This window comes from Synechococcus sp. PCC 6716 (assembly GCF_022570815.1).
GTDB lineage: Bacteria > Cyanobacteriota > Cyanobacteriia > Thermosynechococcales > Thermosynechococcaceae > Thermosynechococcus > Thermosynechococcus lividus.
On record NZ_JAKLTU010000008.1, the window covers coordinates 61,444 to 81,544 of the forward strand.

The 20,101-nt window shown below is 53.4% G+C and carries 21 protein-coding genes, 1 tRNA gene and 1 pseudogene; 16 read left to right on the top strand and 7 right to left on the bottom strand.

Features of this window, described 5'->3' with window-relative positions:
- Window positions 1–33 precede the first annotated feature (33 nt).
- On the bottom strand, window positions 34–708 hold the full coding sequence (locus L5220_RS06125; RefSeq protein WP_499572359.1) for a hypothetical protein: 675 nt from the start codon (window positions 706–708) through the stop codon (window positions 34–36).
- Window positions 709–978: 270 nt separating this feature from the next.
- On the opposite strand from L5220_RS06125, the gene glcD reads away from it, so the two are divergent.
- Genes glcD through L5220_RS06140 form a run of 3 tightly spaced genes read left to right on the top strand, consistent with a single transcriptional unit; the run spans window position 979 to window position 5,813 of the window.
- Entirely contained in the window at window positions 979–2,442 is a 1,464-nt protein-coding gene (gene glcD / locus L5220_RS06130; RefSeq protein WP_099798842.1) for a glycolate oxidase subunit GlcD, read from the top strand.
- A complete protein-coding gene (gene cobW / locus L5220_RS06135; RefSeq protein WP_499572361.1) occupies window positions 2,442–3,458 on the top strand; it encodes a cobalamin biosynthesis protein CobW in 1,017 nt (338 codons plus the stop codon). The genes glcD and cobW overlap by 1 nt, the downstream gene beginning before the upstream one ends.
- A 15-nt stretch (window positions 3,459–3,473) precedes the next feature.
- Window positions 3,474–5,813 (top strand): NAD-binding protein, encoded by a 2,340-nt coding sequence (locus L5220_RS06140; RefSeq protein ID WP_499572363.1) that lies wholly within the window; start codon window positions 3,474–3,476, stop codon window positions 5,811–5,813.
- Here L5220_RS06140 and L5220_RS06145 read toward each other — a convergent pair.
- The 3 genes from L5220_RS06145 to L5220_RS06155 all read right to left on the bottom strand — a co-directional run bounded on the left by L5220_RS06145 (window position 5,814) and on the right by L5220_RS06155 (window position 6,915).
- Window positions 5,814–5,886, bottom strand: a tRNA-Trp gene (locus L5220_RS06145).
- 14 nt (window positions 5,887–5,900) lie between these two features.
- Window positions 5,901–6,263, bottom strand: a complete 363-nt coding sequence (gene rplS, locus L5220_RS06150; protein WP_099798839.1) for a 50S ribosomal protein L19 — start codon at window positions 6,261–6,263, stop codon at window positions 5,901–5,903.
- Between the two features lie 52 nt (window positions 6,264–6,315).
- A complete protein-coding gene (locus L5220_RS06155) occupies window positions 6,316–6,915 on the bottom strand; it encodes a Maf family protein (protein WP_499572365.1) in 600 nt (199 codons plus the stop codon).
- Between the two features lie 118 nt (window positions 6,916–7,033).
- Here L5220_RS06155 and L5220_RS06160 point away from each other — a divergent pair, with 118 nt between their 5' ends.
- From L5220_RS06160 to L5220_RS06190, 7 genes and pseudogenes are all read left to right on the top strand, one after another.
- Window positions 7,034–9,007 (top strand): long-chain fatty acid--CoA ligase, encoded by a 1,974-nt coding sequence (locus tag L5220_RS06160; RefSeq protein ID WP_499572367.1) that lies wholly within the window; start codon window positions 7,034–7,036, stop codon window positions 9,005–9,007.
- Between the two features lie 17 nt (window positions 9,008–9,024).
- Window positions 9,025–9,459: a YlqD family protein gene (locus tag L5220_RS06165; RefSeq protein WP_499572369.1), complete on the top strand. Its 435-nt coding sequence runs from the start codon at window positions 9,025–9,027 to the stop codon at window positions 9,457–9,459.
- Window positions 9,460–9,518: 59 nt separating this feature from the next.
- A complete protein-coding gene (locus tag L5220_RS06170) occupies window positions 9,519–10,763 on the top strand; it encodes a dihydrolipoamide acetyltransferase family protein (RefSeq protein WP_099798835.1) in 1,245 nt (414 codons plus the stop codon).
- Between the two features lie 21 nt (window positions 10,764–10,784).
- Window positions 10,785–11,432, top strand: a complete 648-nt coding sequence (locus tag L5220_RS06175; RefSeq protein ID WP_099798834.1) for an energy-coupling factor ABC transporter ATP-binding protein — start codon at window positions 10,785–10,787, stop codon at window positions 11,430–11,432.
- Between the two features lie 4 nt (window positions 11,433–11,436).
- On the top strand, window positions 11,437–12,612 hold the full coding sequence (locus tag L5220_RS06180; protein ID WP_499572371.1) for a glycoside hydrolase family 10-like protein: 1,176 nt from the start codon (window positions 11,437–11,439) through the stop codon (window positions 12,610–12,612).
- Window positions 12,613–12,705: 93 nt separating this feature from the next.
- Complete coding sequence (locus tag L5220_RS06185) at window positions 12,706–12,990, top strand: hypothetical protein (RefSeq protein ID WP_499572373.1); 285 nt, start codon at window positions 12,706–12,708, stop codon at window positions 12,988–12,990.
- Window positions 12,991–13,084: 94 nt separating this feature from the next.
- Window positions 13,085–13,255 (top strand): annotated as a pseudogene (locus L5220_RS06190) (transposase); the annotation flags it as partial.
- 209 nt (window positions 13,256–13,464) lie between these two features.
- Here the strand turns inward: L5220_RS06190 and L5220_RS06195 are convergent.
- Genes L5220_RS06195 through cysH form a run of 3 tightly spaced genes read right to left on the bottom strand, consistent with a single transcriptional unit; the run spans window position 13,465 to window position 15,936 of the window.
- Window positions 13,465–14,319: a polysaccharide deacetylase family protein gene (locus L5220_RS06195; RefSeq protein WP_499572375.1), complete on the bottom strand. Its 855-nt coding sequence runs from the start codon at window positions 14,317–14,319 to the stop codon at window positions 13,465–13,467.
- 20 nt (window positions 14,320–14,339) lie between these two features.
- Window positions 14,340–15,221 (bottom strand): glycine--tRNA ligase subunit alpha, encoded by an 882-nt coding sequence (gene glyQ / locus L5220_RS06200; protein WP_198405918.1) that lies wholly within the window; start codon window positions 15,219–15,221, stop codon window positions 14,340–14,342.
- 4 nt (window positions 15,222–15,225) lie between these two features.
- The gene (gene cysH / locus L5220_RS06205; protein ID WP_499572377.1) at window positions 15,226–15,936 is read right to left on the bottom strand and encodes a phosphoadenosine phosphosulfate reductase; all 711 of its coding nucleotides are present in this window, start codon (window positions 15,934–15,936) and stop codon (window positions 15,226–15,228) included.
- Between the two features lie 395 nt (window positions 15,937–16,331).
- On the opposite strand from cysH, the gene L5220_RS06210 reads away from it, so the two are divergent.
- The 6 genes from L5220_RS06210 (at window position 16,332) to psbF (ending at window position 20,096) form a co-directional block, all read left to right on the top strand.
- Complete coding sequence (locus L5220_RS06210; protein WP_499572379.1) at window positions 16,332–17,564, top strand: OFA family MFS transporter; 1,233 nt, start codon at window positions 16,332–16,334, stop codon at window positions 17,562–17,564.
- 250 nt (window positions 17,565–17,814) lie between these two features.
- Window positions 17,815–18,102: a S4 domain-containing protein gene (locus tag L5220_RS06215; protein ID WP_499572381.1), complete on the top strand. Its 288-nt coding sequence runs from the start codon at window positions 17,815–17,817 to the stop codon at window positions 18,100–18,102.
- Window positions 18,103–18,256: 154 nt separating this feature from the next.
- On the top strand, window positions 18,257–18,751 hold the full coding sequence (locus tag L5220_RS06220) for a TM2 domain-containing protein (protein ID WP_099798827.1): 495 nt from the start codon (window positions 18,257–18,259) through the stop codon (window positions 18,749–18,751).
- A 394-nt stretch (window positions 18,752–19,145) separates the two neighbouring features.
- Window positions 19,146–19,601 (top strand): nitrate reductase associated protein, encoded by a 456-nt coding sequence (locus tag L5220_RS06225; RefSeq protein WP_499572383.1) that lies wholly within the window; start codon window positions 19,146–19,148, stop codon window positions 19,599–19,601.
- Window positions 19,602–19,696: 95 nt separating this feature from the next.
- Complete coding sequence (gene psbE, locus L5220_RS06230) at window positions 19,697–19,951, top strand: cytochrome b559 subunit alpha (protein WP_099798825.1); 255 nt, start codon at window positions 19,697–19,699, stop codon at window positions 19,949–19,951.
- Between the two features lie 7 nt (window positions 19,952–19,958).
- The gene (psbF, locus tag L5220_RS06235; RefSeq protein ID WP_099798824.1) at window positions 19,959–20,096 is read left to right on the top strand and encodes a cytochrome b559 subunit beta; all 138 of its coding nucleotides are present in this window, start codon (window positions 19,959–19,961) and stop codon (window positions 20,094–20,096) included.
- Window positions 20,097–20,101: the final 5 nt, after the last annotated feature.

The window sequence follows — 20,101 nt, forward strand, 5'->3', positions numbered from 1 at the left end:
TAACGTATAGGTTTGATGATGCTTGACAATGGCTTAGTACTGGGGAATTAAAGACAAGCTATTGCTGTCAATCGTATAGGTACCGGCGGGAACAGCACTGGTCGGTTGGGCACACACGACACTGCCTGAGGGGCCATAGAGAACCACAACGCTACCGCCACAGGGAACTTGCACTAGGCCATAGGTAGAGAGCAATTGCCCCCCAGGGCTATTCACCACAACCGTCGGGCTACTGACGCTGCCAGCAACCGCACCCGCCACAGCCGCTGAGGTGACGCCTACCGCAAGGTTGCCCCAAAATCCACCCCCCCAATAGGCCGGATTGGGATACCATGGATTTCCACCATGCCACCACCAATTGCCGCGATTCCAGTTAGGATTAACGATCACATTGTTATTGCGATTCCAGTTGATTGTGTTGCCAGCGTTGTTAATGTTAATGCGATTACTGTTGATATTGCTGCTATTAATAGGTCGATTATCAATGTTGCGAATATTGGGATCAATCGTGTTGACGCGGTTATCCCAGTTGGCAGTGGGATGAACATCTACAAAACGATTACTGAAGTTGCGCTCAGCACCAACGGATGGAGCACGAACTCCGCCAAGCCCACCACCAAAACCACCGCGCGGCAAGGCAAAAGCGGTTGACGTAGTGCTCAAAATTACTAGGATCGGTGTGAGGAGACGAGCAAGATGTTGGCTCATGGTTCAAAAACGCACCATATAGAGCGTATAGAAGCTACAGACTGAATCTATCACTTCAAAATTGGCAGCTTTAGAGAAATTCAGTAACTCTTAACAGTAAGGGAGGGTAAGGGTTATAAATCTTTACGCTCTTGCAGGACTAGCTCTCCATCGAGTTGGCAAGAGCAGTTCCAAGGTTAGCCACTGCGCCTTAGAGCACTCATTGGAACTGATTGAGGATGTCTGGTGCGTCTGGCACAATAGATAGGGTCAGCCAACGCTGGGATGCCAATGAACACACTGGTGCAAACCACTCCATGGCAACGCATTACAGAGGAACTGCTGCTCATTGTCGGCAGTAGCGGACTAATCACTGATGAGTCGGAAAGCTTGGTGTATGAATGCGATGGCCTAGCCATATATCGCCAACGGCCAAAGTTAGTGGTTCTGCCCACCACTACCGAGCAGGTGGCGGCTATTCTTAAGGTATGCGATCGCTACCGTGTACCCTTTGTGGCTCGGGGCTCAGGAACGGGGCTATCGGGTGGTGCCTTACCGCTGGCCGATGGCATCCTGATTGTTACCGCCCGCATGAACCAAATTCTGGACGTGGATCTAGCGAATCAGCAAGTTGTTGTCCAGCCTGGGGTCATTAACGCTTGGGTTACTCAAGCTGTTGCCGATCAGGGCTACTACTACGCACCGGATCCCTCAAGTCAGATTATTTGCTCCATCGGTGGCAATGTCGCAGAAAACTCTGGTGGGGTTCACTGCTTAAAATATGGCGTAACCACTAACCATGTTTTGGGACTAACGGTCGTCTTGCCCAATGGTGAGATTGTTGAACTGGGCGGAGCTGTGCCAGAGATGCCCGGTTACGATCTGACGGGTGTGTTTGTTGGCTCTGAGGGAACCTTGGGAATTGCCACGGAAATTCGCCTGCGGGTTCTGAAGCAAGCGGAGGCGATCGCCGTCCTATTGGCAGATTTCACCACAATTGAAGCAGCAGGGGAAACGGTCTCTGCCATTATCCGTGCTGGCATTATTCCCGCTGGGATGGAAATTATGGATAACCTCAGCATCAATGCGGTTGAAGACGTAGTGGCGACCAATTGCTATCCCCGGGATGCTGGGGCGGTGCTTTTGGTGGAAGTGGATGGCCTAGAGGCAGAAGTGCCCGTCCTCCAAGAGCGAGTGTCACAGATTTGTTATGCTCAAGGGGCGCGCCACGTCAGGATTGCTACCGCCGCCGAGGAACGCCTACGCCTCTGGAAAGGTCGCAAAGCCGCCTTTGCAGCTGCGGGTCGCCTGAGTCCGAACTATTTTGTCCAGGATGGCGTGATTCCCCGCAGTCAATTAGCTACCGTTCTTAAGGAAATTGAGCAACTGAGTCAGCGCAGCGGCTACCGCATTGCCAACGTCTTCCATGCGGGGGATGGCAACTTGCATCCTCTGATTCTTTACGATCAAGCCGTGCCCGGTGCCCTTGCTGAGGTCGAAGCTCTTGGAGGGGAAATTCTCAAGCTCTGTGTGCGCTTGGGAGGAAGTATTTCCGGCGAGCATGGCATTGGTAGTGACAAAGCCTGTTTCATGCCTGAAATGTTCAGCCCAGCGGATCTAGAAACCATGCAGCAGGTGCGCTCAGCCTTTGATCCGAAGCGGCTCGCCAATCCGGAAAAACTGTTTCCAACCCCGCGCACCTGTGGCGAAGGGGCACACCACGTCAACGCCTACCCACAGGTTGAGGTCTTTTAATGGCGGCAAAGATTCCTGTAACGATCATTACTGGCTTTTTAGGTAGCGGCAAAACCACTCTGATTCGTCATCTGCTCAGCCATGCCCAGGGCAGACGGATTGCGGTGATTGTCAATGAGTTTGGGGATGTGGGGATTGATGGCGACCTGCTAGAGTCGTGCTGTGGCGAAACGGCTGGGATTTGGGAGCTGACCAACGGCTGTCTGTGCTGCACGGTACAGGATGAATTTTTGCCAACGATGCAGGCGTTGCTGCAACGGCGGCAGCAAATTGACCACATTGTCATTGAAACCTCCGGTTTGGCATTACCCAAACCCTTGGTGATGGCGTTTCGTTGGCCAGAGGTACGCCATGCTGCCACGGTAGATGGCGTGGTGACGGTGGTGGATGGACTCGCCTTCGCCGCTGGACAAGTGAGTGCCGATGTGGAGGCACTGTTTGCCCAAAAGGCCGCAGATGAGAGTTTGCAGCACGATGACACGCCTCTAGACGAACTCTTTAACGATCAACTGGCCTGTGCCGATTTAGTGATTCTGACCAAGACCGATCAGCTAGCAGCAGGTCAACCTCAGCACCTTGTTGAGAGCCTGCAAGCCCAACTGCCCTCGCGCATTAAGGTCATTGCGGCTAGCCACGGGCAGGTGCCGACAGAGTTACTTCTTGGGTTTAATGCAGCGGTTGAGGAGGATTTAGGGCAGCGACCTAGCCACCACGATGGTGAGGCGGAGCATGATCATGATGAGGAGATTGCGGCGGTTTGCCTAGAGATGGGATGTTGCGACCTCAATGGTTTACGCCAGTCCCTTGAGCGCCTGTTAAAGGAACCCGACATCTACCGCATCAAGGGCTTTGCGGCAATTGAGGGGAAGCCGATGCGACTGGTGGTGCAGGGGGTGGGTCAGCGGTTGGAGGTGTTCTACGATCGCCTGTGGCAGCCCCACGAATCCCAGCACACGCGATTGGTGGTGATTGGCAAGGGGATTGATCGCCAAGACTTGGTCTCGCGGCTGATGTAAGCGTGTAAACGGGCTATGGCAAGTTTGCCCCAGATCATCGATCAGCAACTGCAACACCTGTTGGGGCAGCGGGCAGTGTGGTTCATTGATGAGGGCGATCGCCACCTCGGTGTATGGATTGAGGGGCTAAATCTAGATCTGGCGACGATTCAGGCATGGGGCAATCGCGTTTGGGGGCAGTGGTCGAAGTCTAGCATCACGTCTCTGGGGATTGTTGTGGCTGCACCTAGCCAGCCTTTTCCCTACTGGGCTCAGGCGTGGTCAGCGACCTCTGCTACAGAAGCATCAGCTCCCCCTGCTCAAATGGCAGCAGCCGTGCCGCCAGATCGCTTTATTGTCTGTGGTTTGGGTACCCTAGGGCAGTTTTGCATTCAGAGTTTGTTGCAGTTTGCGGGCGATCGCCTCGCCATTGAGGTTTGTGCGGTTGAGCGTCACGCAACCATTGAATGGGATATTCCCCATCTGCGCGAGCGGTTGCGCGATACTATCCTGACGGGTGATTGCCGCCAAGACGAGGTGCTCCGCGCAGCGGGCATTGATCAGTGCCGTGCGCTGTTGGCCGTGACCAGCGATGAGGCCACGAATATTGCCACCGCTATTGTGGCGCGGCGATTGAATCCGACGGTGCATTTAGTCGTTCGCTCTGGTCGGGATAACCTGAATGCGCTACTCCAGCAAAAGTTAGGTAGCTTTGTGGCATTGAACCCCACGGAGCTCCCTGCGCCTGCCTTTGCCCTTGCTGCTCTTGAAGACGAGATTCTGGCAGCGTTTACGATCGAGGGGCAGCAATTTCGGGTGTTACAACATCAGATTGCCACCCCAGCGGATCGCTTCTACGGATTTCCTACCTATCGCTTCCACAAACGCCAACAACGCTTAATTGCTATCAAGGCCAGTCATCCCTCTCCTTCAGTGTTTCAGCCCCTTTGGCCCAACCGTCTGTTTTACCATTGGCCACCGGATCAGGTGTTGCAACTGGGCGATCGCCCCATTTGGATTGAGCGGGTGGAGAGCATCAAGCCCCCGGCTCCACCACCCCAGTCTCAATGGCAACGGTGGATTGAGCAGGTTCAGTCTTGCCCAGCGCGCTTAAGGCAGTCTTGGCAGTGGATTCACGGCGATCGCTCCCGCCAACTCATCTTTAGCGGCCTGTGTATTGGCAGTGGCCTGTGGCTGCTAACCACTCTGTTGCTGCGTTATAACGTTGAAGGTATCAGTTGGCAGAAGGCATTTACCGCTGGGTTTATTCTGTTGCTAGGGGGGTTTAGCGATGTCTTTGGCGGCCTAGAGGATGACCCCATTCCGCCATGGCTGTTGCTAATCTGTATTCTCATTGCCATTGTTAGTTTGCTCTTTATTTTGGGCGTTTTAGGTCTGCTAGCCGAAAAACTGCTGCAGGCTCGCTTTGACTTTCTGCGGCCACGGCCACCCTTACCCACCGCCAACCATGTGATTGTGGTCGGGCTAGGCAAAATTGGTGAAGCAGTTGTTCGCTTGCTACAAACCTTTCAGCAACCCCTGCTCGTCTTAGTCGAGCACGCAGAGGAGGCCAAAGCCTTTCCAGAGTTACCCGTTGTCCTAGGCAGCCCCATCGAAAAACTCTCCGACACCCGTCTTGAGACGGCCAAAAGTATAGTGCTCACCACGGCGGATCAAATGCTGAACTTGGAAGCGGCTCTCATTGCGCGGCAAATCACCGAAACACGAAGCCCTCCCCTAGGGTTAGTGGTTGGCATTTACGACCCCATTCTCAGTAGCGATCTCCACGATTTACTGCCCCATGCTCAGCCGCTGTGCGCCTATGCCCTTGCTGCCGAAGCCTTTGCTGGCGCTGCCTTTGGCGAAACGATGTTGGGCTTGTTTCAAATTGATCAGCAAACGGTTTTAATTGCCGACTATACCATCACCGCCGGCGATACACTGGTGGGCAAACTCATCGGCGAGGTTGCCTACGGCTATGGCGTGGTACCCGTGTTTTACAATCGCCACGAACAACTCCTCGGTGGTGAGGGCACTCAGCAATGTTTACCCAGTGATATGCTCCAACTCACCGTGGGCGATCGCTTGGTGATTTTAGCAACGATTCAAGGACTGCGGCGGATTGAACAGGGAGCATTAGCACCGCGGCGATCGTGGCGACTCTGGCTAGATGCCCCTCGCAATACTGAAGTTGCCTTAGAAATCGGCAACTTAATTACTAAAATTACTGGCCTCCCCTTGCCGCGATCGCGTGCCTTTATTGAGCAACTCCCTGCCGCTATTACCTTGGAACTTTATGAGCAGCAAGCCTATCGCCTCGCTCAGCAGTTACAGAACCTTGTTACCTTACGCTTATACCCCTGCGTAAAAAATTAACGCGCCCTGGAGGACTCGAACCCCCGACATCCGGTTTTGGAGACCGACGTTCTACCAACTGAACTAAGGACGCAAGACTAAAGGTATTTAAAGTGGCCGATCAAATCGTGCTTTGATCCGCGCTGCTTTACCCACCAAATTGCGCAGGTAGTAGAGCTTCGCCCGCCGAACTTTACCCCGCTGCACTACCTTAATACTATCAATTCGCGGTGAGTGCAGTAAAAAAACCCGCTCAACACCCACGCCTTGAAAAACGCGCCGAACCGTGATAGAGCGGTTGATGCCACTATTGCGCATGGCAATGACATCCCCTTCGTAGGGCTGAACCCGCTCTTTGCCACCTTCTTGAATTTTCACCCCAACCCGGACGCGATCGCCCACATGAATCACGGGCAAGTCATCTTTTAGTTGCTCCGCTTCAATTGAGCGAATAATGTCTTGGGCGTTCATGACAGTTCCTTAACTCGCAATCTCTTAGCATAGGTCAATTCGACAGCATTGTCTAGATGCATGGGGGGCGAAAATCCGTCAGGGCATMCCCCATACGAGCCAGCATCCGCCGCAGCAAGGGCAAGCTCAGGCCAATGACGTTACTAGGGGTGCCAATGATTTTTTCCACAAAGGCTCCCCCCCGGCCATCCAAGGCAAAGCAACCAGCACAGGCCAAGGGTTCACCGGACATCACATAGTCCGTAATTTCCGCATCGCTCACCTGCGCAAAGGTGACTTGGGTTGTTTCCACTTCGACGCTGGTGTATCCGTGAGTTACATCGATGAGGGCATGCCCCGTTAACAGCTCGCCAGTTTGACCGCGCATTCGCTGCCAACGGGCGATCGCCTCTGCCGCTGAAGCGGGCTTACCATAAATGTTGCCATCCATCACCAGCACGGAGTCACAGCCTAGAACCACCGCAGGGGGTGGGTAGGTGTGGGCAATGGTCTCCGCTTTACAGCGTGCCAACAGGCGCACCAGTTCTGTGGGGGTTGTTGCCTGAATCACTGATTCATCAAAATGGCTGGGCTGGACAATCGGCTCGATGCCAATTTGTTGCAACAGTTGACGGCGAGCAGGGGAAGCAGAGGCAAGCACAAAGGGCAGCATAGTTCTTCAGTAAAGCAAGGCACACCAACATGTATAGTTTCGCATTGAAATTCCTGAAACTGCGTTAGCTACGGCATTGACGATTTATTATCTTTATGAGGCATCTGGAGGGAGGGAGATGACGACGGCAGCCTATACTTATACTCCGGTGACGGGATTAGTGGGGGATGCCTCGCTACCGGATCACTTTTTACCCTACAAAACTCTCCAAGCCCTGCCGGAACTCTGGCCATTGTTGGCGCAGCGCCATGGAGATGTGATCGCCCTCGATGCCCCCTACGAAGAGCCCGCGACCTGCATTACCTACAGTGAACTCTATCAACGCATTCAACGCTTTGCGGCAGGACTGCAAGCCCTAGGGGTTATACATGGCGATCGCGTTGCCCTGTTTGCCGACAATAGCCCCCGCTGGCTGATTGCTGATCAGGGGAGTATGATGGCCGGTGCCATTAATGTTGTCCGCAGTGGCACTGCCGACGCGCAGGAACTCCTTTATATTTTGCGCGATAGTGGCTCAACCCTGCTGTTAGTGGAAAACCTTGCCACCCTGCAAAAATTGCAGGCGGGGTTAGCGGAAACAATGGTTAGAACGGTCGTGCTGCTCAGTACAGAATCCCCAGAACTGGAGGGGTTCGCCCTACGGCTCCTCAACTTTAGCCAAGTGTTTAATGAAGGGCAGTACGGTACGGTGCGCACAGTGGCGATCGCCCCCACGGATCTGGCAACCCTGATGTACACCTCCGGCACCACGGGTCAACCCAAAGGAGTTATGGTCACCCACGGTGGTCTGCTGAGTCAGATTGTGAACCTCTGGGCCATTGTGCAACCCAATGTTGGCGATCGCACCTTGAGTATTTTGCCCATCTGGCACGCCTACGAGCGGGTGGCAGAGTATTTTTTATTTGCAGCGGGTTGTACCCAAACCTACACCAACTTGCGCCACTTCAAAAATGACCTCAAACGTTGTAAACCCCACTACATGATTGCCGTGCCCCGCATTTGGGAAGGGTTTTACGAAGGGGTGCAAAAACAACTGCGGGATGCCCCCGCCAAGAAGCGGCGACTAGCGCAGTTTTTCCTCAGTGTGGGTCGCCAATACGTCCTCCAACGGCGACTCCTTACGGGACTGAGTTTAACCAACCCCAACCCAACCGGCTGGGAAAAATTTGTCGCACGGCTGCAAACAGCGCTGCTGAAGCCCCTATACCGGCTTGGCGAAGCGAAGGTGTACCGCAAAATCCGTGAGGCCACCGGCGGTGAAATTAAGCAAATTATTAGTGGTGGGGGTGCCTTGGCTCCCCATTTGGACACCTTTTATGAAGTGATTGGTCTAGAGGTTTTGGTTGGCTACGGCCTCACTGAAACAGCCGTCGTCTTAACAGCGCGGCGTTATTGGGCCAACCTGCGGGGGTCTGCGGGTCGCCCTATTCCCAATACTGCCATTAAAGTTGACCCAGACACCAAAGCTCAGATGGCATTTGGCCAAAAGGGGTTAGTACTGGCCAAAGGGCCGCAGGTGATGAAAGGCTACTACAACAAACCTGAGGCAACTGCCAAGGTTCTAGACAGCGAGGGCTGGTTTGATACGGGGGATCTGGGGTATCTGACGGCCAATGGCGATCTGGTGCTAACCGGGCGGCAAAAAGACACAATTGTTCTGAGCAACGGTGAAAATATTGAGCCTCAGCCGGTGGAGGATGCCTGCCTGCGCAGTGCCTATATCGATCAGATTATGTTAGTGGGGCAAGACCAAAAAGCCTTAGGTGCCTTGATTGTCCCGAATCTAGATGCCCTAGAGCAGTGGGCCACCGCCAAAGGGTACCGCCTGCAACTTCCCGATCGCCCCAGTCCCCAAGGAGTCGGTGAACTCATCACCCTTGAGAGTAAAGTGGTTCAAGACCTGTACCGCCACGAACTGCTGCGGGAAGTGCAAAACCGTCCGGGCTACCGACCTGATGATCGCATCGCCACATTTCGCTTTATTCTCGAACCCTTTACTATAGAGAATGGCCTGTTAACCCAAACCCTAAAAATTCGCCGACATGTTGTGAGCGATCGCTACCACGATATGATTAACGGCATGTTTGAGTGACGTACATGACAGATCCTATGGACACTAAACTGCTCCTGCGGCGGCAAATTTCAGTCAAAGCAGTCGTAACCCCCCTTTGGAAAGAAGATGCCCAGCGGCAATTACAGGCGCAACTCAATCAAGTTGACATTCAAATTCAACAATTAGACTTGCAGTTGCAGCAAGTGATAGGCGAGCTGCGCAAAACTGGGGAAGCCCAAGACTTAGTCAATGCCCGCATCCAAGAGGTACAGACCCAGGCCAACAACCAGAAAGCCCAACTCTTGCAGCAGAAAAATACTATCCTACAGCAATTGGATCAAGTACAACGCCTAGAAGACGGGCAGGAAGTCGATCAGGGTCAAGTCGATAATTTCTTTTACGTCACCAAAGGGGATAACCTGATCCAAAAAATGCAAGTGGAAATTTTGATGCGCGATGGTGTCATTGAAGAGATTCGCGGCACCCTCTAGCCTAAGCTTAATGTTTGAGTCATCACCCATCATTGCCGAAGAACAAGGATACAGCCTCTATGATTCGTGAACTGTTTATGCCCGCTTTAAGCTCCACCATGACAGAAGGCAAAATTGTCTCGTGGCTCAAGTCCCCGGGCGATAAGGTAGCCAAGGGCGAAACGGTCTTAATTGTTGAATCTGACAAGGCTGATATGGATGTGGAGTCGTTCTATGACGGCTACTTGGCGGTGATTACAGTGCCCGCTGGTGAGACCGCTCCTGTTGGCTCCACAATTGGTTTAGTGGCGGAAACAGAAGCGGAAATTGCAGAGGCAAAAGCGAAGGCACACTCCGCCACTCCGGCCAGCACTCCCACAGCAGCCGCCGTGAGTAATGGCAGCCCGCAGACCAGTTCAGCCCCTGTAGCGGTTGCCACTGTCCCTGCGGCGCGGGTTGTGGCTTCCCCCCGTGCCCGCAAGTTGGCGAAAGAGCATAACATTGATCTGAAAACCCTGAAGGGCACAGGTCCCAGGGGGCGGATTACCGCAGCAGATGTGGAAGCACTCATCGGTACAGCACCTGCACCCGTTGTTGCGCCTGCGGTGACCTCATCGCCTATGGCTGCTCCCACCGCCCCTGTGGTGGCCAAGGAGGATCTGGTGCCCCTGACCACACTGCAAAATGCGGTCGTGCGGAATATGGTTGCCAGCTTGGCGATTCCAGACTTTCATGTGGCTTACACCATTACCACCGATGCCTTGGATCGGCTCTACCAGCAGATTAAGTCCAAGGGGGTGACGATGACAGCACTCTTGGCCAAGGCGATCGCCCTAACGCTGCAAAAGCACCCCATTATGAATGCGTACTATACCGAGCAAGGGATTCAATACCGGCAGGACATTAACGTAGCGGTGGCGGTGGCCATGCCCGGTGGCGGTTTGATTACTCCTGTGCTGAAAAATGCCGATCAGATTGATATTTATACCCTTTCGCGCACTTGGAAAGACCTTGTGGAGCGCGCTCGGGCTAAGCAACTGCAACCCGAGGAGTACAACAGCGGTACCTTCAGCCTCTCTAACTTAGGGATGTTTGGAGTTGATAGTTTTGATGCCATTCTCACGCCTGGGCAAGGCGCAATTATGGCGGTGGGTGCCTCGCAACCCACGGTCGTGGCCACCGAGGAGGGTCTGTTGGGGGTGAAGCGGCAAATGAAGGTGAATATCACCTGTGATCATCGGGTGATTTACGGTGCCGATGCGGCGGCCTTTCTACGGGATTTAGCAAAGCTAATTGAAACAAACCCCCAAGCCTTGACCCTCTAAACCCATTGCAAGGTAACTCGGGTGGCTGCCCTCCTAGAGATCAGGAATTTGCATTTTGCCTACACTGCCGCTGAGCCGTTGCTGCAAGGGCTGAATTTGCAAATTACGGCTGGCGATCGCCTCGGGATTATTGGCGATAATGGCTGCGGTAAAACAACCCTGTTGCTGCTGTGTGCGGGGGTGCTGTCCCCGCAGCAGGGAAGTATTCACTGTTGCGGCCATCCTGTCGTTGCCGGTCAATTTCAGCCACAGTTGGGGGTGGTGCTGCAAAATCCTGCGGATCAACTCATTGGTGCAACCGTGGCGGAGGATGTGGCCTTTGGTCCGCAAAACTTAGGTGTCCCTCCAGCAGCGGTGCACAGGCAGGTTGCAGAGGCATTAGCGGCTACCCAGACCACTCATTTAGCGCAGCGCGTGCCCCATCAACTCTCGGGTGGCGAAAAACGGATGGTGGCGATCGCCGGTATATTGGCCATGCGCCCCCACGTCATCTTGTACGATGAACCCACCGCCTTTTTAGATCGTCGGAGTTGTCAAGCCCTAACAGCCTTTTTGCAGCAGAATGAGACACCAGGAATGATTATCAGTCACGATGTCCCCTTCTTGCAGAGCGTTTGCACCCAAATCATGGCACTGGAGGCAGGGCAGCTACGCCCCCTTGCGCTGTAACCCTATGGTGCGTCGTCACTATCGGCTTTGGCTGTTCCTCTGTCTGCTTTGCCTTGGTCTGTGCTGGAGGCTCCTCCCCCTACAGGCTCAGGGCATGGCACCAATTCGTGGCGTGTGGTTAACCGCCAACGATATGCCCATGTTGCGCGATCGCCCCCGTCTCGAAGCGGCGCTCAACGATTTGCAACGCCTGAATTTTAATACCCTCTATCCAGTGGTTTGGAATTCCGGCTATGTCAGCTTTCCAAGCGCAACGGCCACTCATTTAGGGATTCAACCCTTTGTGCTGCAAGGGGTACAGGGCTACGACATTCTTCGGGAACTCACAGAACAAGCCCATTGCCGCAATCTCTTAGTGATTCCGTGGTTTGAATTTGGCTTCATGGTGCCGGAAACCTCAGAGCTGGCGATCGCCCACCCCGATTGGCTGACCCAAGGGGTCAATGGCGAGACCACCCGCCTCACTGCTGCAGGGGAGGTGGCTTGGCTCAACCCACTACATCCTGAAGTGCAGTCATTTCTCACCAATATTGTCCTAGAGGTGTTGCGTCAGTACCCTGTGGATGGTATTCAGTTTGACGATCACCTGAGTCTGCCGACGGAATTCGGCTATGATGCCTACACCCGCCGTCTCTACGAACAGGAAACTAAAAAACCAGTCCCAGCAAACCCCCGCGATGAGGCATGGATGCGCTGGCGTGCCGATAAACTCACCGCCTTTGTCAAAAGCCTGCGCCAGCGAGTGAAGCAGGAGTTTCCCTATGCCATTTTCTCAGTATCGCCCACCACCTTGCCTACGGCTTACCAGAGTTTTCTACAGGACTGGCCGCAGTGGGTTGCTCAAGGGATTCCCGATGAAGTAGTAGTACAAGTCTATCGTTACAATCTCCCGAGCTTTGTCCAGCAACTGGCTCGACCGGAACTGCTCCAAGCACAGGCGAAAATTCCCACGGCGGTGGGCGTGCTTACGGGGTTGCGCACGAACCCCGTCCCCATTCAACTGGTGGATGCGAAGGTGGAGGCAGCTCAACAGTCAGGCTTTGGCGTTTCCTTTTTCTTTTATGAAACCCTTTGGGAGCGTGCCCCCGAGCCACGGGATCTGCGTCAAAATGCCTTTCTATTTCACTTTCGGCATCCCATGCCGCGCCGCACCTTTGGCCAAGCCTGCACCCGGGGCTAACAATCGAGGGTGGTTTGCCGTTCCTCCGTGGGAACGTAGTGACCGAAAAACGAGACGCAAGCCCCTAGCTTTAGCTATGGAGATAAGTCGATAGTGGCTTTAGCCACCATTATCAGCATGTGGGGGTTTGGGGGAGTCAATCTCCCTGAGACGATCAATCAACTTGTGGTACAACTATCCCAGATTTGGGTAGATAAAATGCTCGTCTGCAACGCCAAGTTGCAAGGAACTCAAGACCAGTATCAGCAGCTCGATCAAGCGCTGCGGACGGGTCTTTTTGTTCGCAACAAAGCGCTTCGCTACTGGATGGACGGGCAAGGCAAACGCACGGCTGACCTCAACAAATACTGCCGAGTTTTAGCCAAAGAGTATCCTTAGGCGAAAAAACTCAACTCGCTGGCCGAATGAGCGTGGTCAGCGATTTCTCGCTTCTGTAACAACTGCAAGCAAAAAGTGAAGGGCAAAACGGGAACAACGCCGTCTATCTCGCAAACAAGAGGGGTCAAAAAATCGAGCCAAAGCAAGGCTTAGACTGGGAAGAAAACACCGAACAGTCCAACGTCAGCGTAAGGACTGGGCTGTGAAACTAGCCCGGTGTGTCGTCATGTCGGCAAACGTGGAGTGCATCAGGCAAAAGAGTTAAGAGAGGGTTGTATAGGACTGGTCAAAACCTGTATATCAATGCCGACTGTAATGGAGCGGCTAACATCCTCAGAAAAGTAGCAACAACCTTGGGAGTATGTCTTAGGGGAGTTGGTAGGGGTGCATGGATAAGGCCTTTGAGGGTTTCTTTGTGGACTCGCTCAAGAATTCCCTGCCTTTAGGCATGGGGAGTATCAAGCAATCCTCTCCCTAGGGGGTAACAGGTGGGGTCTGGGTCGGTGGATTTTCACTAACCGCCGGATCTGGGGGTGGCTTTTGGGGCAATGGGGGGCTGAACTCCGGCGGGACTGTCGGTTGAGGGGGAGGTGGCGGCGCTTTAACAGCTAATTCCAGCAGTTCCGGCACCGTGACAAAGCGATAGCCCTGCGCTTTGAGGCGGCGAATCAGGGTGGGGAGAGCTGCACGGGTAACGGCGCGATCGCCCCCGCCATCATGGAGCAAAATAATGGCACCAGGTTTCACGTCGTTTAGGGTGCGCTCAACAATCTGTGCGGCGGTTGTATTCGGCTTAGTATCGTGGGTATCCACTGACCACATGATGATGGCATAGTTCTTGGATTTGGCATAGGCCACTAACCCCGTTTCCAGATGCCCCCCCGGAGGGCGAAATAAACGGGTTTGGGCGGTACTTTGTTTAGCAATTAGGGCAGAGGTATTTTCAATTTCCTGTTTTGCCACCTCTGGAGCAACAGGGGTGTAGGCGTGGCTCCAACTGTGGTTGCCCACCGCATGCCCCGCCTTGACAATCTCCGCAGTCAGATCAGGATACATCAGTAAATGCTTACCCACCACAAAAAACGTGGCTTTGACATTATGCTCTTTGAGAATGCTGAGCAGCTTGCGGGTGGAGTCGCCCCACGGACCATCATCAAAGGTGAGCGCCACCACTTTCTCAGGTTTGAGGGGGGTGACTCGATACACTAACTGCCCCCAAAACTGGCGCGGACTCAAAAAGCGGGGTACATCCGCCGCCAAAGCCGGTAAAAGCACAACTAAACAGGCACACAGCCCTAGGGGGTGCCAGCGCAGCAACGATTGACCCATGGGAGTCTCTCCTGAGCAGGTTAAGCGGCGGCAGCCTGTCTGAGCAGTGGAAATCCTAAGGCCTCCCGTTGTTGAACATAGGCTTGGGCAACCCGTCGCGCCAAACTACGAATACGGCCAATATAGCGGGTGCGTTCCGCCACCGAAATCACCCCCCGAGCATCTAAGAGGTTAAAGGTATGGGAACACTTCAGCACGTAGTCTAGGCTCGGTAGCACCAACTGCTTGTCCAGTAATTGCTCTGCCTCCTGCTGGTAAAGACTAAATAGCGCAAATAGGCGTTCCGGATCCGCCGCTTCAAAGTTATAGGTGGACTGTTCAATTTCCCCCTGGAGATGAACATCACCATAGGTGAGGGTTTCATTCCAGCGAATGTCGGCGATCGCATCCACCTCCTGCAGGTACATTGTCAACCGTTCCAGCCCGTAGGTAATTTCAATGGAAACCGGCCGACAATCGAGGCCGCCACACTGCTGAAAATAGGTAAACTGGGTCACTTCCATGCCGTCTAGCCACACCTCCCAGCCCACCCCCCACGCGCCAACTGCCGCATCTTCCCAGTTGTCTTCCACAAAGCGAATATCGTGATCTTCCGGGCGAATACCAAGGGCGCGCAGGGAGTCTAAATAGATCTCTTGGATGCGATCGGGAGAAGGTTTAATCAGCACTTGGTACTGATAGTAGTACTGATAGCGGTTAGGATTTTGGCCATAGCGACCATCTGCCGGTCGTCGGCAGGGTTCAACGTAAGCCACCGACCACGGCTCAGGGCCAAGGGCGCGCAGAAATGTGTGGGGGCTTTTGGTGCCCGCCCCTTTTTCCACATCGTAGGGCTGCACAATCAGGCATCCCTGAGCTGCCCAAAATTGATGCAGGGTAGCAATAATATCCTGAAAGTACATAGGGCTAGAGGTGAATACCACACTCCGTTTTGCCCATGCCGCGCCAGCGGCCAGCGCGCTCGTCTTCCCCTTCCCCCACCGGTGTGGTTAAGGGTTCATCGCCAATACTGGCATAGCCACGATCATGCAGAGGATTGTAGATGACATGGTGCTCTGCCACGTAAGCCCAAGTTTGCTTGCGTGTCCAAGCGGCCAATGGATTGATTTTGAGGCGACCGTCTTTATCCCGTTCCACGTAGGGCATGTCAGCCCGGGTCACGGCCTGATCGCGCCGCCGCCCGGTAATCCAAGCAACGGTGTTCAGTTCAGCTAGGCCCCGCTGCAAAGGTTCAATTTTTGTTAGGTAATGGAATTGCTCTACATTGGTTTCCCACAGGCGATCGCCATAGCGCTCAGCAAAGGCTGCTCGACTATCCACCTCGCGAATTTTGTAGGTATGCAGGTCAAGCTGGTAGGTGTCCTTAGCTTTTTGGACAAACTCAAGGGTTTCCGGAAAGTGGTGGAGCGTATCTAAAAAGAGCACAGGCACGGCGGGGGKAGGCTGCAACTCGCGGTACAGCAAGTCTGTGATCATGACATCATCGACATTAAACGCACTGGTTTGTACCAATCCCTGGGGAATGGCCGCCACAGCCCAAGCCAGAATGTCACGGGGGTGTGCGCCCTCGAACTGTTGATTGAGGGCATCGAGATCAAAGCTAGTGGAAGTGGCCATAGCATCAGTGGGTCTTAAAGGGCATTCCCTAGCTTACCAAATTGGGAGAGGCCTCTAGGCAACCACCTAGCCACGGAATACCAAATAGTTATAGAGGTTGTAGGCCAGCATAATCGGAAGGGTGCTGCTGAATGTAGCTATGAATTCCCTCATCCCCAACCCTTCTCCCCAGGGAAAAGGAAGCTAAGAGTCTTGTTCCCTCTCCTTTGGGAGAGGGCTAGGGTGAGGGCGGCAAAAGACTCAAACCCGAAAGTCATACGTCTATTCAGCAACGCTAGGCGGTTTCTGTTGTTGGCAGTTCCAGCGCACAACTAAACACAACTAAAGTTGACCAAAGAGCTTTCCTCCTGGAACTAAAGTGGGAGAGTTTCAGCTTGTTCTTTTGTGAGGTGTCAATGTCTTCTGTGAAACTTTTTGGCCTGCCTGCGCAACGGGGTCGCTGGTTCCTAATTCCCATGGGGATGCTAATCCTGCTGTGTCTGGGCACTGTCTATAGCTGGAGCATTTTCCGTGCACCCCTAGCTCAGGAACTACAACTGAATACGACTGCCAGTTTATTACCTTACGCCACTACCCTAGTGTTTTATGCCACCTTTATGCCCATTACCGGTTGTTATTTACTTCGATGGGGAAGTCGTGTCATTACGCTTATTGGCGGCATCTTGGTGGCGCTTGGATATGTTGGTGCCAGTGTGGCCAACTCAGCCCTCACGCTGACCCTTAGCTATGGGGTGATTGCAGGTACAGGCGTGGGTATCGTCTATGGGGTGCCCATGGCAGTGGTGGCTGCATGGTGCCCAGATCGCAAGGGGTTAGCGGTGGGGTCAACCATTGTGGGGTTTGGCTTATCTCCTCTGATTACGGCTCCCTTGGCCAATAGCCTGATTCAAGCACTCGGCGTTCGCACTGCCCTCCAGCTTCTTGGGGTAATCTTTGGTCTCATTATTGCTGTTTGTGCCCTCTGGATGGTGTTTCCACCGCCTGCATGGCAAGGACGCGTAGCCCCAGCTTATGCAACTGCTGTTGAGACTTCCTACCCCACACGGGTGCTCAAAAGTCCGTCTTTCTACGGATTATGGAGTTGCTATGCCTTGGGAACTTTTATTGGCCTTAGCAGTATTGGCATTTCTGGGGCGATCGCCCAAGAAGTAATTGGGTTAAGCCCAACGGCAGCCGCTGCCAGTGTATCGCTGTTCGCTGTGTTTAACGGTCTTAGCCGTCCCTTGATGGGGTGGCTGGCGGATCACTTTCGCCCTAGCTATGTAGCTATGGTTACTTTTGGTTGTACGTTAGCCGCCTCTGTGATGATGACTCGCGCCGAGACGGGGCATCAATGGTTGTTTTGGAGCGCTTTTTCGTTGCTATGGTTTTCTTTAGGAGCGTGGCTAGCCATGGCACCAACCTTTACACTGCGCCTTTTTAACCCTGCAGACTACGCCAAAAATTATGGCTTAGTCTTTACTGCCTATGGGGTTGGAGCACTGCTAGGAACCTTAGTTAGTGGCCAACTGCGGGATGCGCTAGGCAGCTACACACCGCTTTTTTACCTGATGGCGGCACTGGCTGTCCTTGGCATTCTCATTGCCGCGACCGCGCTCAAACCCGATTGCCCTAGTTCAGGTTCTTAGCCTTCTTAGACTAGGAAACGTGTGCCGCAACAGGGCGATCGCCATAGCGCTCAACAAAGGCTGCTCGACAATCCACCTCGGGAATTTTATAGGTGTGCAGGTATTGAAGGACTTGTGCACCTCAACCATCGCCATGTATCCGAACGGGACGCCAGTGCCACCTTGGGCAGGTTACTTGGCAGAGGAACAAGGCATGGTTGGCTGATCAGCCTCCTTTCTAGCGATAGCAAAGTTCGCTCTGCTATTCGCTATGCCGAACAACTACAACGTCTTGACCCCCCTCTATGAACCCGCCTATTGCCATTTGATGCGCCTCGATGCCGTTGCCTCAGCCGGATTTGGCCTCTCCCGTAGCAAAATAAGTGAATGGATTAGCAGTGGTATGGTGCGCGTCAACTGGCACGTTGTGCAGCACCCCCGGTATGCCGTCAAAGTGAACGACCTCATCACCATTCGAGGTAAAGGCAGACTCGTGATCCAAGAGATTCAAACTACAAAGAAAAATCGCTATCGTCTTGAAATGGAGCGCAGCCGTTGATCCGGCTTCTGTTCTGAGGATGGGGATGTCCGGTGTCACCTACCCCCGACACTCATCTTCGTTGAGTAAACACAATTCACACATACAGTACGGAACTTCCCGCCGATTTAGCTAAGTCGTTAAGATAGTTTATGGATGCATCAGTGACGTAAAAATGCCGCAAACACTGCACTACCAAAACACACCGCAATCAAGTCAAGGGGTGCCCCAGCCTCACTTCTTGAAGGTATGGGTTGCCTATCTCCTGTGGTGCTTGAGTTTATTTGGTCTCTGTGGCATCCAGCGGTTTTACGTCGGCCAGCCAATTATGGGTGTTTTGTACTTAATCACCTTTGGCTTTTGTGGCGTTGGGCAGTTCTTAGACTTAGTTTTAATTCCGGGTATGGTTGCTCACCGCAATACGTACTTGCGGGGACGCTATCTCCGGTCGCAGGAGTGGCTCACCGAAGACACCCCTAGCCCAATGCTCCGTCTTCTCCAAGCCGCTAAAGATCATGGTGGAGTGCTCTCTGCTGCCCAAGCAGCCCTATATACCCAACTTGATGCCCAAACGATTGAAGAGCTATTATTCGAAGCACAGCGAGTAGGCTACGCAACCGTGTTTAACGATCCAGAAACTGGAGCTGTGCGCTATCGCTTTGATATTTAGCTCCCCGTTGGTACAGGCACTCCCCCAAACGTCGCAAGGATACGTCGTGCTAGCTGCTTGGTGCTCTGATGAGTCGTCCTATGGTGATTCGAGAGGACACTGCTGCGGAGGTTACCGCGATCGCCGAGGTGACCAAACCCATTGCGATGCAAGCCCCGTCCTTCAGGACGGCTTTTCTTGATTCCTGATGTACTCAATCAAACCCTTGATAGAGGCACCGCGCCGGAAATCCATGGCAACCCCCAGTCGATGCAGCGGTGATCCGTCAGGCGATGCGTACCCTCCTAGGCACCACTGGGGCGTGATAATGGAAACAATCAGCACCCTAAAGCGTGAGTTTTAGGAATCCCCTGCCTTGGGGGAGAAGATCGGTTTTTATCGAGAGCGTCTGGTAATGTCTTGCTTCTTTGATTTTGAGGCCGAGTTTACTGCCTCCTTGCGATGTATTCCCATGATTGTTCGCTACAAGCTCGATCTCTGTGGCGTGAAGCTCAAGCTAATTCACTGGCATCAGCTATCCCACGAACAGCGGCAATGGCTGGTTAGCACACCCTGCGATCGCCCTGCAGAAAAGGAACACTATCGAGAGCAACTGCGGGAGTGGGTTACCCAAAGCCATGGTGCTCCCCCCAATGATCTGGAGGTGCCTGACACCTTTGTGTGGCAGGTCACTAGTGAAATTCCCAATACCGTACAGCAGCAGTTGACAACCGTCAGTCACCACACCCTCACAACAGAAAAATGGGCGGCGCTGACTGATTTACAACGCTTTGCCCTCGTGAAACTGAGCCAACCTGGCCATGAAAATCGTAATTTTTGGCCTGCTCTACAAGAGTTTGGGTTAGCTTAGGCATGAGGGTAAAAAGATCCGATTGTGAGGATTCCCTTACTTGCGTATCATGGATAGTACCATTTGCTTTTTTGACACTTTGGAGGCATCTCAACGTGGCTGGAACGACAGGAGAACGACCATTTTCCGACATTATTACAAGCGTCCGCTATTGGGTGATTCATAGCATCACTATTCCGGCACTGTTTATTGCTGGCTGGCTGTTTGTCAGCACCGGTTTGGCCTACGATGTGTTTGGAACGCCGCGCCCCGATAGCTACTTTGCCCAAGAGCAGCGGACGATTCCCCTCGTTACTGACCGCTTTGAAAGCAAACAACAAGTTGAAACATTTTTACAACAATTAAAGTAGGATTGCTATGACCAGTAATACACCGAACCAAGAACCTGTTTCCTATCCTATTTTTACGGTCCGCTGGTTGGCCGTTCACACCTTGGCCGTGCCCACCATTTTCTTTTTGGGGGCGATCGCGGCCATGCAATTCATTCAACGTTAGCAGAA

Excerpts from the sequence above, each read along its gene's own strand:
- glyQ (WP_198405918.1), bottom strand. The coding sequence starts at position 15,221 with ATGTACTTTCAGGATATTATTGCTACCCTGCATCAATTTTGGGCAGCT.
- L5220_RS06180 (WP_499572371.1), top strand. The coding sequence starts at position 11,437 with ATGGTGCGTCGTCACTATCGGCTTTGGCTGTTCCTCTGTCTGCTTTGC.
- psbF (WP_099798824.1), top strand. The coding sequence starts at position 19,959 with ATGACCAGTAATACACCGAACCAAGAACCTGTTTCCTATCCTATTTTT.
- L5220_RS06160 (WP_499572367.1), top strand. The coding sequence starts at position 7,034 with ATGACGACGGCAGCCTATACTTATACTCCGGTGACGGGATTAGTGGGG.
- glcD (WP_099798842.1), top strand. The coding sequence starts at position 979 with ATGAACACACTGGTGCAAACCACTCCATGGCAACGCATTACAGAGGAA.
- cobW (WP_499572361.1), top strand. The coding sequence starts at position 2,442 with ATGGCGGCAAAGATTCCTGTAACGATCATTACTGGCTTTTTAGGTAGC.
- L5220_RS06220 (WP_099798827.1), top strand. The coding sequence starts at position 18,257 with ATGCCGCAAACACTGCACTACCAAAACACACCGCAATCAAGTCAAGGG.
- L5220_RS06165 (WP_499572369.1), top strand. The coding sequence starts at position 9,025 with ATGGACACTAAACTGCTCCTGCGGCGGCAAATTTCAGTCAAAGCAGTC.
- rplS (WP_099798839.1), bottom strand. The coding sequence starts at position 6,263 with ATGAACGCCCAAGACATTATTCGCTCAATTGAAGCGGAGCAACTAAAA.
- L5220_RS06210 (WP_499572379.1), top strand. The coding sequence starts at position 16,332 with ATGTCTTCTGTGAAACTTTTTGGCCTGCCTGCGCAACGGGGTCGCTGG.
- L5220_RS06195 (WP_499572375.1), bottom strand. The coding sequence starts at position 14,319 with ATGGGTCAATCGTTGCTGCGCTGGCACCCCCTAGGGCTGTGTGCCTGT.
- L5220_RS06170 (WP_099798835.1), top strand. The coding sequence starts at position 9,519 with ATGATTCGTGAACTGTTTATGCCCGCTTTAAGCTCCACCATGACAGAA.
- L5220_RS06140 (WP_499572363.1), top strand. The coding sequence starts at position 3,474 with ATGGCAAGTTTGCCCCAGATCATCGATCAGCAACTGCAACACCTGTTG.
- L5220_RS06215 (WP_499572381.1), top strand. The coding sequence starts at position 17,815 with ATGCCGAACAACTACAACGTCTTGACCCCCCTCTATGAACCCGCCTAT.
- L5220_RS06225 (WP_499572383.1), top strand. The coding sequence starts at position 19,146 with ATGTCTTGCTTCTTTGATTTTGAGGCCGAGTTTACTGCCTCCTTGCGA.
- L5220_RS06125 (WP_499572359.1), bottom strand. The coding sequence starts at position 708 with ATGAGCCAACATCTTGCTCGTCTCCTCACACCGATCCTAGTAATTTTG.